The organism is Xenorhabdus thailandensis, from assembly GCF_037996785.1.
Lineage (GTDB): Bacteria > Pseudomonadota > Gammaproteobacteria > Enterobacterales > Enterobacteriaceae > Xenorhabdus > Xenorhabdus griffiniae.
In genome coordinates, this window is the sequence record NZ_JBBMXF010000007.1 from 19826 (window position 1) to 33920 (window position 14095).

The following is a 14095-nucleotide window of genomic DNA, read 5'->3' on the forward strand; positions in this document are numbered from 1 at the left end:
CTAGAGTGGTTTTCTAATGAATTGCGCTTTGCCGTAAAGATAAGGTTTCGGCCAATCGATACCCGTCCAGCCATATCTGGCGCATTCATGCAGTAGCCAGGCCGCATTAGATAAGAATGGGCGGGATAAGGCACAAAGGTCAGCGCGCCCCGAAGCGATAATGCCGTTGATTTGATCAGCATCGGTAATCGCACCGACCGCAATCACCGGCACATTGCCTTCATTGCGAATGCGATCAGCCATCGGAGTCTGGTACATGCGCCCGTAAATCGGCTTCTGATCAGCAGAAACTTCCCCTGTAGAACAATCCACCATATCCACTCCGGCTTCACGGAAACGACGGGCAATCTCTACAGCTTCATCAATCGTCGTTCCCCCTTCCACCCAATCCGTAGCAGAAATACGCACCGATATCGGTAAATCAGCCGGCCAAACCTCACGTACCGCCTTGAAAACGGCCAATGGGAAACGAAGCCGGTTTTCCAGCAAACCGCCATATTCGTCATCGCGCTGATTAGTCAGCGGGGAGATAAAACTGGAGAGCAGATAACCGTGAGCGGCCTGGATCTCCAGCCAGTCAAAACCGGCTTTGATGGCACGCTGGGTTGCTGCAACAAACTGCTCAGTAATTTCTTGTAGTTGTGTCTTGGTCAACGCTGCCGGCACTTGTGAGATTCCGGCTAAGTAAGGTAAGGCCGATGCCGAAACCAAAGGCCAATTCCCCTCTGGCAAAGGATGATCAGACTGTTCCCATCCCAATTGGGTTGATCCTCGTCTTCCCGCATGTCCCAGTTGAATGCCTATCCGCGAGCCAGAATGCTGATGGACAAAATCGGTGATTGTCTTCCACGCCTGCACCTGCTGATCGTTCCACAATCCTGTACACGCAGGAGTGACACGTGCTTGCGGAGAAATGGCCGTCATTTCAGCAATCACCAAACCCGCGCCTCCCAATGCTCTGCTACCCAGATGAACCAGATGGAATGAACCCGGAACCCCGTCCACGGCGCTATACAATAGTGTAGGAGAGACAACAACCCGATTTTTCAGGTTAACCCCCCGTACTTGATAAGGTGTCAGCAACGGCGGGGTTAATGGTGAAGATAGGTGAAACTTTTGGGCAAACCAGCTTTCGTAATTTTCCAACCATGCCCGATCCCTCAAGCGCAAATTTTCATGGGAAATGCGCTGTGAGCGTGTCAACAATGAGTAAGCGAATTGTTCAGGCGCAAAACGTTCATAGCGTGCGACATTTTCGAACCACTCCGTTGAATTACGGGCGGCATTCTGAATTTTCAGCACCTCCACACTGCGCGATTGTTGGTAATCGGACAACCCCGCCTGCCAATTTCCCTGATGGGCTTTCAGGCTGTTTGCCAGTTCAATCGCATCTTCTAATGCCAATTTAGTGCCGGAGCCAATGGAGAAATGGGCGGTATGGGCGGCATCTCCCATTAACACAATCGGGATATTTTTGCCGTTCTCTCTCTCTTTGATCCAGTGCACCCAGTTCGCACAAATTACACGGGGAAAACGTATCCAAATAGCAGCCCCCCGCAAATGGGTAGCATTGGAGATTAAGGGATGCCCATCCAGCCACGGTGCGAATATTTTTTCGCAATACGCAATGCCCTCTTCCTGTGACATTCTGTCGATCCCCGCAGCCAGCCAGGTTTCTTCTGTTGTCTCGACAATAAAAGTCGATAAGCCTTCCTGAAATTGGTAAGCGTGAACCTGAAACCAGCCATATTCGGTTTCCACAAACAGAAACGTAAACGCATCAAAAATTTTGCGCGTCCCCAGCCAGACAAAACGACAATGGCGTTGATCGATATCAGGCTGGAAAAATTCAGCGTAACGGGTACGGATCTGGCTATTAATCCCATCAGATGCAATCAGTAAATCAGCATGATATTGGCGGGCAATCTCCTGCTCATCCTCAACCTGCGTTTCAAACAGCAACTCAACCCCGACTTCGTCGCAACGATCTTGCAGGATATTCAGTAACTTTTTACGGCCAATGCCGATAAACCCATGACCGCCACTACGATTTACTGTTCCCTTAAAGTGGATATCAATATCATCCCAACGGCTAAATTCCTCCCTGATAATTTCAGCCGACACCGGATCAGCCAGATACAGGTTTTCCAATGTTGCATCCGAAAACACCACGCCCCAGCCAAAAGTGTCATACGGACGATTGCGCTCGATGACCACGACACGATTATCAGGATTTTGCAACTTCATCAGCAAACCGAAGTACAATCCCGCCGGTCCACCGCCAATACATACGATATTCTTACCCGTTACGGTCACTGCATTTTGACTGACGACTGCATTCTTACCTCTTACATTCATAATTTCTTCTCCTGCCGCACGATATCTACCCCATGCGTAATGCGCCGGTTCCGCTAAGGCCTCTGTTCAGTTAACGCATAGTAAATCTCATCAGGTATGGGAATAGCTTGATGGGTATCCAGTGAAGTGGTGACATAAGTCTGTGTTACGTTCATCCTCAACTCACCTGCTTTGCTGACGCAGCGTTGGATCAGCGTCAGTGATTTTCTGCCAATTTTCTCAACGATTAATTCCAGCCAAACCTGATCCCCATTCTGCTAATGGCCTTAAACTCCGCCTCCAGGTGAACTGTCGGCAACCCAAAACGGTGTTTGGCGATGTAGTTGGCATATCCCATTGGCGTTAATTCATCGAACCAATCTTCCAGCAAGTTGTTGAACATCACAAAATACTGGGGGTAAAAGACGATCCCCGCCGGATCGCATTCAGAAAAGCGGATCTTATGGGGTTGTATAAAACTAAGCAGGCTCATTGCAAGCTCCTGGGTTCTTTAATATAAAGAGAGACGCTGTTGGCACTCGCGTAATCGGTCACCCTGCTCATCCGCTAATGCAGCTTCACGTAGTTGCCGCAGACTGAAGGGAGATAAGTCATGCAAATGGTGATCAACAATTTCCATCAGAGTTTGAAAATGACTTGATCCGCGGGAGTAAGTATCACCATATCCCTTGATTAAGCGCTGACATTGGGCAATTTCCGCGGCCAGTTCGAGATCGCGCTGTGCTGCTACTTCAATTCGCCGTAGCCATTCTTCAATACGTCCGGTTTCATGCTGAAAGCGCCGCGTATAGCGGCGCATACGACGCCAACTAGCCAGTATATAAAGCAACAGATATCCTCGAATGGAACTGGTGGTAATCACACGCCCACGGCTGAGTAATTTCGCCAACATACGATTAACGAAATGAGGACGAGACAACCAACGCCCAATACTTGCCGGCAAGGTGTCACAGATTTCTTCCATTCTGGGATGCAGAAAGTCATTTATTTCGACCAGTTGACCGTTACTCACCCGCATTTCTTGACTGACACGTTGGAATCGACCGGCGCGAATTTTGAGATCTGCCACCCGCATGGTGTCTTCGTAAGCCATCCACAGTGCTAAATGACGAGCTGTTTCACGTAATAGTTGCTCACTCAGTAATCGCTCATCAGGTTTCACCGCTTGCTCAATGAGACTTTGTAATCGGTCAAGATACAAACGAGCGTAGGCTAGATCCTGATAATCAATCAGGCGTCTGATACCTTCAATGGCAATGTTATGGATACAGGCAGGGAATTTTTGCTGGATATGTAACAGCAGAGCATTGACTTTATTGTTCAATATAGGGGGTTCTGGCGCCGTTTTTTCGGCCGTCTTTGATTCTGCCGCCGATTGCGCTCGACTCAATCCCAAACTGAAGGCTTGCAGACTGGGCTTTATTCCCACGTTTTTCTTGATGATCGCCGCTTCAAACTGATTACGTTTAAATGGCAAAATCTCCGTACCACAGAGCGCTCCAAGCAATACTGCACTAATCACACTGCCACTCTTCTCTGCTATCTTCGCCATATCAAAATGGATAAAACGCAAAGCAGCTTGTCGGGATTGCCGGATCAATACCTCGTTATTCACACGCCCATCGCCCATCGCCGAACGCTCCTCCATCGAAAATACCCGATGGCTTGATGCGATCAGCGTAGTGCGATCCGGTGTCACCAAACCACGTTGGACAGCACGTCCGGCTTCCATCAATTCCGAAGCCAGCACAATATCCACATCACCGGCAGCCGGCATCAGTGCCAACACAGGTGTCGGTACTTCAGGATCATCAGCACCAGGGAACAACTCGACATAATAAATAGTTGCCCCAGTCCGCTGGGCTACGCCAGGTACGGAAGTCGTTTGAGCGAAATAGCCATTCACTTCCCCCAAAGTCACGATCCAATCAGCCAGTACACCGCCGCCTTCACCTCCCATTGCCAAGATAGCAATTTTGATCGGCTGTTTAGGTAAGTTCGTTAGCGAGGAATGGGTGGATGCTGACATAGGTATGACCCCCTTCTTAAAAATCATATTGATTACGACGTTTAACATCACGACGTTGCAAATAGCCGATAAGCCCTTTGCGAATACGATGAATCAGCCGATCCCAACGATTAGGATTGATAATGATCCGTGCCTTAAAAAAAGAGGGGCACAACACTGCCGCGTGAGATAATTCCCCGCACAACCCACAGCCCACACAACTATTTAATACGGTTGTCACTGGATCGGTGCGCAATGGATCAGGATTCGGTTTAATTGATAGAGAAGGACAACCGGACAAACGGATACAGGAGTGATCGCCTGTGCATGTATCAGGATCGACCCCAAATTGCTCTCGGACGATCCGCTTTCCTTCCGCAATCGCTCCCTTGATCTTTACCTTCTCGCGCCGTTGTTTATTCAACATGCACTCACTCTGTGCGACCAGGACTTTTGGCCCGTATTCACCTGTTGTCAGTGCCTCGCGTAAGGTATTCATCATGGCTTTGAGATCGTAGGTACGTTTGATCGTGCGTACCCATTTCACCCCCACACCTTTGACTGCTTTTTCGATATCATGCCCGGTACTGCGGTGGGGATTTAACGCTGTTGAAGAGGGAATATCTTGCCCTCCGGTCGCGGAGGTGTAACTGTTGTCCACAATAATGGTCAGGTTGTCGCTGCGGTTAAAAACACTATTGGCTATGCCACTGGTTAAGCCGTTGTGCCAAAATCCACCATCCCCCATAACTGAGATTGCCCGCCTGTTCGTAATTGGTGTATTCAGTGCTGCCGCACTCGCTGCCCCCAATCCATACCCCATCGTGGTATTGCCCAAATTAAATGGCGGCAAAATAGCAAACAAATGACAACCGATATCTGCACTGATGTGATGTTGCCCCAACTCCCGTTCAAGCAATTTCATCGCCGTAAAGATTGGGCGCTCTGGGCAACCGGTGCAAAATCCGGGTGGACGGGTATGAACCGCCTCTTTTAGTGGATCTTTTGTCGGTAAAGTGACGGCTGGGATGCGTACCTGGCAGGCAGACACCCCACTTTCCGCTGCAATTTTGCCGTAACGTTCAAGGAAAGCACGGAGTCCTGACAACACGGTAGCCGTGTTGTATTCACCCGCCATTGGCAGTAAATCCTTGCCATGTAACCGGGTCACTATCTCACGTTGGCGCAAGATATTAGCGACATTCTGCTCGACAAAATTGGGCTGGCCTTCTTCCAGCACTAAAATCGCCCGCTTACCATGACAAAAACGTTCAAACTCTTCATCGATCAATGGGTAGGCGACATTCATGACATACAGCGGAATTTGGCTATTGCCAAAAACATCTGCCAACCCAAGTAAATTCAGGGCGCGGATCACGGTGTTATAGCATCCCCCTTGCAGGGCAAGGCCAACATCCTCCGCCTGTTCAGCGAAAAACTCATTCAGTGCGTGGCGTTGGATAAAACGCACCGCCGCAGGCCAGCGATCTTGCACTTTCTCTTTCTCATGCAGAAAACTGGCGGGAGGCAAAACAATACGGTTAAGATCGCGCGTCGGATTTTCCAGTGCATCCTGAATCATAAACGTTGACGAACGATTTTTCTCACAGACAAACCGACCATGCACATGGCAAGCACGAATGCGCATCTGTAACATCACGGGTGTATGACTGGCTTCTGATAGCGCAAACCCCATCTTCACCGCCTGGACAATCGAAGGCAGATTAGGGCGAGGATCGAGCAACCAGATCTGAGATTTCATCGCGAAAGCATGGCTGCGCTCCTGCATGATGGAAGATCCCTCACCATAATCTTCACCGACAATAATCAGCGCACCGCCGACCACGCCGCCCGATGCCAGATTTGCCAATGCATCCGAGGCAACATTTGTGCCCGCCGTCGATTTAAACGTGATGGCTCCGCGCAGTGGGTAATTCACGGAAGCGGCAAGCGTCGCAGCAGCGGTGGCTTCACTGGCACTGTTTTCAAAACGAATGCCATATTCAGATAAAATATCCTGTGCATCCAACAACACATCCATCAGATGGGAAATTGGCGCTCCCTGATAGCCGGCCACATATGCCACCCCCGATTCCAACAGTGCTTTTGTCACGGCAAGTATGCCTTCGCCACTGAAAACTTCGCCCTGTCCCAGACGTAATTTTTTCACTTCTTCGACAAATGATCGTTCAGCCATGCTTACCTCACCGTGTCCGCTTTACGCCTTTTCGTTACCTTTTATGTAATTCGGCTATGCGTTAATGGTCAATGCATGATTTGTCATGTAATGATGATTTATGCAGTGGTTGGATAAAGTGAGCAGCAGGCGGATATAAAGTACCCATCATCAATATATTTATCATCATATATATTTCATTTAAATAATATGTGGATACTGTTATCAGATAATCGAATAAGGTTAATTCTGTTATTTTTTCTATCCCGAATAAACAAAACAGGGAACATACGCATTAAACTTCAAGTTGTCATTTACAACACGCTATGAATCACACGCATCTTGAAGTGAGATTAGTATAAACACGTTATCAGCGGGATATCTCATACATCATAACAATGGTATGACTGGCTAGAGGTATCTGAAATTATGAGCAATTCGTGGTCTTACGATTATTTTGGATCTAAAAATACTGAATCAAAGCACACTGGTTCTCGAAGAGCAGAATCAAGATATTCCACTACAAACTGTTCAGATCCTAAATATGCGGTGACAAAAATTGGGGAGCATCTCAATTCGCCAAAACATTTACTTTTTTCATCCAACGATTTTGATGAAGTTAAATCTATGGTCGGACGGGTCATGCAGCCTCATCAACTCACTATACTGGGTAACAATCAAAAGCTGGACGCCAAAATGCACTATATTCCACTGGGGGATATTTCCATGAGCCGATTGCGTTACGGTACTAGCGTTGAAATCACGCCTGGAGAATTGGATACGTTCTTTCTCATCCAAATGCCGCTGGCGGGCTGTGCGGGTATTGAAAGCGGCAGCCAATATCTTGATTCCACGCCCAATCTGGCGTCCATTCTTAGCCCAAATCAGCACACCACCATGCGCTGGAATGCCGATAACGACCAGTTTATGGTCAGGATCTCCCGCTCCTTGCTGGAGAGAACGCTTGTCGGCCAATTAGGGCACCCACTGGATCAACCACTGGTATTTGAACTGGGGTTTGAATGGCAACGCTGTCAGGCATGGCGCTGTTTGATGCCTTATATTCTGGAATGTACTACCCAAGTCCCTGATATCTTGCAACACAAACTGATTACCAATCAAATAGAGCAATTGGTTTCCGTTACCCTGCTGTCCACCCATCAACATAACTACAGTGAAACGCCCACTGACCGCCGACGTTCTATTCGCCCGCGGCATGTACGGCGGGTACAAGAATATTTGCAGGCTCACGCCCACGAATCCATAACCGTAGAGCAGCTCGCTCAGGTGGCAGGAGTCAGCCTGCGTAGTCTCTATTCCGGCTTCAAGGAGTTTCTGAATATCAGCCCGATGCAGTATTTACGTGACTTGCGTATGGAACATGTACGCACGGAACTCCTGGCTGGAGAAGCCACCAGCGTCACAGGCGTCGCCCTGCGTTGGGGGTTCGCCCATATGGGACGCTTTAGTGCGGAATATAAAGCCCGTTATGGTGAAACACCAAGGGAAAGCCTGAAACGTGGATAGCCTGCAAAGCATCTTATTTTATTATTTCGTCATTTATCCCAGCATTTCATACAGCCTCTTAATTTCTTTTCTCCAGCTCTCTTGATTTTTGGGCTTCTGGTGTTTCGGTTTCCTTGCCAAATCCTGCGCCAGATTTTGTTCCAACACCACAATACGTTGCAGGATCTCTTCCTCGCCTGCTAATGTTTCCACCCCATCAAGGGCGTTTTCCTGCTCCTTAACCACAGCTTTTTGATAAGGGGTCACTTTTTCATTCAGGAACTGATAATACCCCTCACTGGATGTGACCTCTTCCAGTTTGCCATTTTTAATCAGCCAAAAACGATTAGCGACGTTATCGATAAACGCCCTATCATGCGAAGTAATTAATATTGTCATCTCGTTATTAATCAATTCATTTTCCAATTCCATTTTGCCAAAAATATCCAGATGGTTTGTTGGCTCATCAAGGATGAGGAAATTGTGTTTATTTAATTTCAAGATCAAAAACATTAATCTGGAACGTTCGCCGCCACTTAATCGCCCCACCCGTTGGTTAAAATCGGCATATTTAAAACCTGTTGCAATCAGTTGCTGTTTACAGGTGATATCATCAATATTGGGCGTGTTATTTCTGACTGCATCGAAGATCGATTCGTTCAACGAAATTTTTTCCAACTCCTGATCGAGATAGCCCATATTACACTGCGGGGAAAAAATATTTCTGGTCTGGTCATAAGCCTCAACAAGCGTATGAATAAAGGTGGATTTCCCCACACCATTATCACCTAACAAGGCGATTCTATCGCCCGGCCGGATATACAAGCCATTAATTGAAAATAAAGCATTAAACTGCCCATCCTGATGATAACCAATCCATGTTTCCCCAAGTTGCAGCATATTTTTCGATTTTATTGAATCAGCATCCAATGATAATCGGTAAGTTTCCCCTTCGGTGATTTTGGTTTTACTCTTGTCAAGTTTTTCTGCCCGTTTTTCCATCGACTTGGCTTTTCTGGAAAACTTTTCGTTATCGTAGATTTTTCCCCACAATGCCAAACGCTTGGCACTTTCCTGTATACGCTGAATGTTCTTTTCTTCTGCTTTCAAACGCAATGCATCCGCTTTATCTTTTTCTTGTAAGGCAGTAAATGCCTGGCTAAATGGTAAAGAAAATGCGGTCAATTGTCGGTCTCGCAAGAAAATCGTCTGGTTGGTGACGTTATCCAGAAAGTTTCGGTCGTGGGAAACGATAATAAACGCGCTCTTTAGGCTGTTATTAAAAAAATACTCGAAAAATTTCAGGGTATTGGCATCCAAATGGTTACTGGGTTCGTCAAATAAAATAATATCGGGTTCGACAATCGCACTCATGGCAAACATCAATTTTGTTTTTTGCCCACCACTGAGATCAGCAACTTTTGTCGTAAAATCAGCATCCTGAAAGCCAAAATCATAAAGCATGGATACCGCTTTGTAATCACCATATTCATCTATTTGTTTTACTTTCTGGGAAATAGATTCAAATAAAGTCATCTCAAGCAATGCGTCATCAATAAACTGAGAGACCATCTCCAATCTTAAACCATTAGCATATTCAATTACCCCATCATCCGGCTTTTCCATACCCGCTAATAGCTTAAGTAAATGGGTTTTTCCCGTGCCGTTATAACCAACTAAAGCAATTTTATCGTTTTCTTTAATAGTGATGGAGAGATTACTAAATAGTGGATTTGAATTAATGCTAAAATTAACTTTATTACAATGAATCAGCGTTGACATCTTTATGTCCCCATCGTAAGACCTTTTATTAATTTTAAGATATTGATTATTTTCAGCCAAAACTTATATATTCAAAGAAAAATCAGGTCAAGTTTTTATCCTAATAAATGAAGGAATAACCACGAAATCTTGTGTAACTTACCGTGATTTTTTAATTAACTTATAAAAATAAACGCCACTCATATTAATAAGCAGCGTTTATTTTTTATAATGCAGCTGGCAAATCAATGTGATTGTTTATATCTCCTCACGTAGCGGAGAGAGACAAAACGCATCTTGAAAGACGATTGGTATATATCATCCTCAAAATGGAATAGCGGCTTTTAAGAAAATTTGGGAACCTGATGGGCGATTACTGACGACAAAATCTTTTTGCCACTTCAAAGTCAGCAGCCAGCCTTTATCATTGGCATAGCGAATGGACGGGCCGAAACCCACCGCCCTCGCTTTACCTTGTGCAGAGTTTGAGCCACTATCATTCGTGATCTGCTGAAAAACATAACCGCCAACGCCTGCGACCAGACCGTTGCCAAATCCCCAACCCAACGCATAATCTGCATGTAGTGCCTGGCCGGAAGTTGTTTTAGTGTCCTTGTTGCGGAAGTTGACATCATACATCACTTTTAAATCCGCATTGATACCGTCAACAGGGAAATAACTGATCGCCCAGACGGGTTGCGCTGTCCAATAGTTTTTTCCCAGGCTGGAGAGATCGTTGCGATCATAGCGGCCGGTCGGTGCATTGACATTCAGGCCAATAACATAAGCCAAATCAGGCGCGGGATGGTAACCCAAGGCAGGACCAAAGGTGATATCCCCTATCCCTTTGCTGTTGTCATGTTTGCCAGCGGCGTCAGCGGTGACATCCAATAGTGGCACGATAGCATGATAAGCCAGCTGGCCACCAAAAACTTGCTTCTCGGTCACCCAAACCAATCGCGGGGCAAGGACATTCACGTTGACTTTAAAACCAGGAACAGGGATCACATTGCCGTGATTGCCCTTAAGCTTGGTATAGTGAATATTGCCACCATAAAACAGGGCATGAAGACCCGCAGGCGGTAAAGTACCAGATAAGTAATTATCCAGGCCATCAGGATAGGCACCGACACCACCTTCTGTTGCCATCGCGGAATGACTTACCATAGCCAAGAAACCTGGCAGTGATAAAACCGCTGCATAAAAGAGCCGTCTGAATTTGGACGTCATATAACCCTCCTCTCTGTAAGAGATGAATTGATAAAAAATGAAAATGACTGGCTACTTTGATCAGCGTCGCGCAAGTCGGCGGGCGACAAGATAGCCGGAAGTCCCACTTAATCCGGGACCTGGGTGGGTTGAAGCCCCAATGTGAAACACGTTACGGACTGGAGTTTGATGCACCTTGGCACCTTGAGCAGGGGCAAATGGGCGTAACCAGAAAAATTGATCAGGTGAGCAAATGCCTGAATAGGGATCTCCCCCTGACAAGTTACAGTTCAATGCTTGTAAGTCTGCTGGAGAATAGGTTTTGCGGCCAACAATCGAAGATGAAAAACCCGGCATCACGGTTTCCAAACGAGCCTGCACCCGATCCGCAACCGCTTCGCGAATAGCCTCATTCCAGCTGCCATCGGCAGAAATGGGAATTTCTCCCAAAGCATCACCTTTTAGCTGCGTGGGCAATTCCTGCATTTGAATCCACAAAATCCAACCGCCTTTTGGCGCACGGGAAGGATCAAGGGCTGTTGGCTGACCTATCGCCAGTGTCGGATGGCTGGGCAGATAACCATTATTAGCCTGTGTCACGGATAAACAGACTTGTTCCATACTCTCCGTTAAATGAACCAGTGGCACATGGCACAATTCAGGCTCACACCACGGCGGTGGGGCGTTCAAGGCAAAATGAACCTGCATTCCCCCGCGCCCATAACGATAGTTGCGTGCTTGTTGCAAGAGAGTATCGGGAACCCTATCCAGCAAGTGACCATAAAGCTGTTGGGGGGTTACATTGCAGACTATCGCCTCGCTGGCGTGATAAACCTGCCCCGCAACCATCACACCAGAAGCACGACGCTTTTTGCCCTGCCCTTGGGTGATGATACGGTCAACTTGAGCATGGGTAATAAGCTGGCCGCCGTGTTGTTCAATGATCCCTGTTAACGCTTCTACTATGCGCATACTGCCACCTTTTACCACCGGCATCCCACCGGCAACTACAGCAGTAAAGGTGAGCTTACCGATCAGAGCGGAGCTGGCATCATCCGGCCCTAACCCCGTATGCAATACCCACGGCGCCAGCAAAGCACGGCTGAAATCAGACTGTAACTCACGTTCAGCCCAACGCCGGAAAGTTTCCAGCGAACTGCCGGCAAACCTAGCCAATCCATCCAGGCCGCGTTTGCGCCATTCAGAGAACAATAATTTGAGTATCCCGCAACCATAGGGATTTTGCCCTAATAAACCAAAGATCAGCGCCGTATCATCATGGAAGATTTGTTGTGCCATGCGACGCAATGTCTCTCCATCACCTGCCGCGATTTCATCAAGCCGCAAAGCTGAAGCCAGAATATCGTGCTTTAAGGCAATTCCCTTGCCATTAGGTTGTACCCACCCCGTTGAATAATCGCTTTGCAGAAATTCCAAACCTGCCTTCTCCAATTCAGGCTTGAGTTCCTGATAGGCTGGGCTGCCTAAAAACAATGGATACCAGCAAGAGAGCACGTCATGGGTATAACCGGAAAAAAGTTCTTCCGTGCGAATACAACCGCCAAGTACTGCGTTACGTTCCAGTACCAAGACTGATTTACCCCATTTTGCCAACAAAGCGGCACATACCAACGAGTTGATGCCACTGCCGACAACGATCACTTGTGGCCTGGAATCTGTCATGGTATCGCTCCAGAGAAAGATTCAACCAATGCCAGAACACGCAACGGGCTTCCCGAACCACCGCCAATTTTGAGGGGCGCAGCAATAATGACCGCCCCTGTGGGAGGCAACAAATCGAGATTTTTCAGGCACTGCAAGCCATATTTATTCGCCCCGTGCATTAACGTGTGGCAGGGATATGCCACTGGCCAGGCATACGATTGCCCCGCATCCGTATTAATGGTTTCTACCCGAACCCTCGAATATCCCGCTCGTGGATCAACCATTCCACCGCTTCCTGGCTGGGTCCTGGTGTATGGGCACCATCATCATGCAGGTTGAGAAAACGTACCGGATCGTCTGCCCATTTCGACCAATCGGTCCTGAACAGCAACCATGCTCCGGCGGGAATATGACCATGCTGCTCTTCCCAGGACTGTAAAAACGCAACCGTCAATATCCAGTCTGGATCTTGTGCCACCTGCTGGCTGGCATCCACCACCACAGCAGGCGCAACAAAATTATGCAAGGGAATGGTATCGACACTGTTATCCGGCTGATCTTTACCGCTGATCCAATGTATTGGCGCATCAAAATGCGTGCCGGTATGCTCACCACAACTAAAATTGTTCCAATACCAACCTGGGCCATTCTCGTCATAGTGAGAAATGCGTTCCACATTGAAGGCCCAAACTTGTCCAAATTGTTCAGGCAACTGCAAGGCCGGAAAATCCGGCGTCAATGTTTGTGTAAGGTCGATGATTTTCACACTGCCTTGATTTAACGCCGTGACAAACGCATTTAACGGACTATTCATTAATCATGCTCTCCTGAATGTTTTCCAACAGAATCATTTTTTATATTCCGTGAATATCATGCAGACCGGTAAACATGCCGCCGTGAAAAACCAATGGCTTACCTTCGATACTGGCAATGCGTTTGACCTCACCGATGACCAGCAAATGATCACCAAGATGCGTTTGCTGGTGATTGGCACACACCAGTGTCACTATCGCTCCTCCAATCGAAGGGATACCTTCGGGTGTTTCCTGCACCGAAATCCCCTGAAATTTATTTTCTACCCGCGAACTGGCAAAACGCAGGGCCAATTCCTGATGATCACAACTCAGGATACTGATGGTGAAATATTCGCAATCACGGAACACGGACAGATTAGGTGAATGATTAACCAAACTCCAGAGCACCAAAGGCGGCTTCAGAGAAAGTGAAGCAAATGAATTGATGGTCAATCCCACATTACGTCCCTCAGCAGTGCGAGTCGCAACAATGGCAACCCCTGTCGGATACTTCCCAAAAAGCGTGCGCAAATCTCCCGTTTCAAATTCCGTTGCCCCCCATTCACTATCAAACAGCGGCATTTGGTTATTCAGGGTAGTTGTGCTCATATTTATTTC

Annotated in this window: 9 protein-coding genes and 1 pseudogene; 1 reads left to right on the forward strand and 9 read right to left on the reverse strand. The window is 47.4% G+C overall.

Translation table 11 applies throughout. From position 1 onward, the window contains the following. The 4 genes from AAC853_RS02565 to AAC853_RS02580 form a co-directional block, all read right to left on the reverse strand. Entirely contained in the window at nt 1-2358 is a 2358-nt protein-coding gene (locus tag AAC853_RS02565) for a bifunctional salicylyl-CoA 5-hydroxylase/oxidoreductase (RefSeq protein ID WP_340613608.1), read from the reverse strand. Nucleotides 2359-2584: 226 nt separating this feature from the next. After that, the gene (locus AAC853_RS02570) at nt 2585-2830 is read right to left on the reverse strand and encodes an acyl-CoA thioesterase (protein ID WP_340613609.1); all 246 of its coding nucleotides are present in this window, start codon (nt 2828-2830) and stop codon (nt 2585-2587) included. 18 nt (nt 2831-2848) lie between these two features. Beyond that, nucleotides 2849-4387 carry an indolepyruvate oxidoreductase subunit beta family protein gene (locus tag AAC853_RS02575; protein ID WP_340613610.1) on the reverse strand — a complete coding sequence of 513 codons (1539 nt, stop codon included), beginning with the start codon at nt 4385-4387 and terminating at the stop codon, nt 2849-2851. 16 nt (nt 4388-4403) lie between these two features. Further along, nucleotides 4404-6563, reverse strand: a complete 2160-nt coding sequence (locus tag AAC853_RS02580; RefSeq protein ID WP_340613611.1) for a thiamine pyrophosphate-dependent enzyme — start codon at nt 6561-6563, stop codon at nt 4404-4406. 606 nt (nt 6564-7169) lie between these two features. Between AAC853_RS02580 and AAC853_RS02585 the strand changes: the two genes are divergently transcribed. Then, nucleotides 7170-8069, forward strand: coding sequence for an AraC family transcriptional regulator (locus tag AAC853_RS02585; RefSeq protein WP_340613612.1), 900 nt, complete (start codon nt 7170-7172; stop codon nt 8067-8069). A 33-nt stretch (nt 8070-8102) separates the two neighbouring features. Here AAC853_RS02585 and AAC853_RS02590 read toward each other — a convergent pair whose 3' ends face one another. The 5 genes and pseudogenes from AAC853_RS02590 to AAC853_RS02615 form a co-directional block, all read right to left on the reverse strand. Further along, on the reverse strand, nt 8103-9830 hold the full coding sequence (locus AAC853_RS02590; protein WP_340613613.1) for an ABC-F family ATP-binding cassette domain-containing protein: 1728 nt from the start codon (nt 9828-9830) through the stop codon (nt 8103-8105). Between the two features lie 303 nt (nt 9831-10133). After that, entirely contained in the window at nt 10134-11039 is a 906-nt protein-coding gene (locus AAC853_RS02595) for a SphA family protein (protein WP_340613614.1), read from the reverse strand. A 60-nt stretch (nt 11040-11099) separates the two neighbouring features. Then, nucleotides 11100-12701 (reverse strand): phytoene desaturase family protein, encoded by a 1602-nt coding sequence (locus AAC853_RS02600; protein ID WP_340613615.1) that lies wholly within the window; start codon nt 12699-12701, stop codon nt 11100-11102. Beyond that, a pseudogene (locus tag AAC853_RS02610) lies at nt 12698-13497 on the reverse strand (cyclase family protein). Before AAC853_RS02610 ends, AAC853_RS02600 begins: the two are co-directional and overlap by 4 nt. A 40-nt stretch (nt 13498-13537) precedes the next feature. Next, complete coding sequence (locus tag AAC853_RS02615; RefSeq protein ID WP_340613618.1) at nt 13538-14086, reverse strand: flavin reductase family protein; 549 nt, start codon at nt 14084-14086, stop codon at nt 13538-13540. Nucleotides 14087-14095 lie beyond the last annotated feature (9 nt).

What these genes read in the sequence shown, in the direction of transcription:
- AAC853_RS02565 (WP_340613608.1), bottom strand. Translation starts at nt 2,358, where the DNA reads ATGAATGTAAGAGGTAAGAATGCAGTCGTCAGTCAAAATGCAGTGACC.
- AAC853_RS02570 (WP_340613609.1), bottom strand. Translation starts at nt 2,830, where the DNA reads ATGAGCCTGCTTAGTTTTATACAACCCCATAAGATCCGCTTTTCTGAA.
- AAC853_RS02575 (WP_340613610.1), bottom strand. Translation starts at nt 4,387, where the DNA reads ATGTCAGCATCCACCCATTCCTCGCTAACGAACTTACCTAAACAGCCG.
- AAC853_RS02580 (WP_340613611.1), bottom strand. Translation starts at nt 6,563, where the DNA reads ATGGCTGAACGATCATTTGTCGAAGAAGTGAAAAAATTACGTCTGGGA.
- AAC853_RS02585 (WP_340613612.1), top strand. Translation starts at nt 7,170, where the DNA reads ATGGTCGGACGGGTCATGCAGCCTCATCAACTCACTATACTGGGTAAC.
- AAC853_RS02590 (WP_340613613.1), bottom strand. Translation starts at nt 9,830, where the DNA reads ATGTCAACGCTGATTCATTGTAATAAAGTTAATTTTAGCATTAATTCA.
- AAC853_RS02595 (WP_340613614.1), bottom strand. Translation starts at nt 11,039, where the DNA reads ATGACGTCCAAATTCAGACGGCTCTTTTATGCAGCGGTTTTATCACTG.
- AAC853_RS02600 (WP_340613615.1), bottom strand. Translation starts at nt 12,701, where the DNA reads ATGACAGATTCCAGGCCACAAGTGATCGTTGTCGGCAGTGGCATCAAC.
- AAC853_RS02615 (WP_340613618.1), bottom strand. Translation starts at nt 14,086, where the DNA reads ATGAGCACAACTACCCTGAATAACCAAATGCCGCTGTTTGATAGTGAA.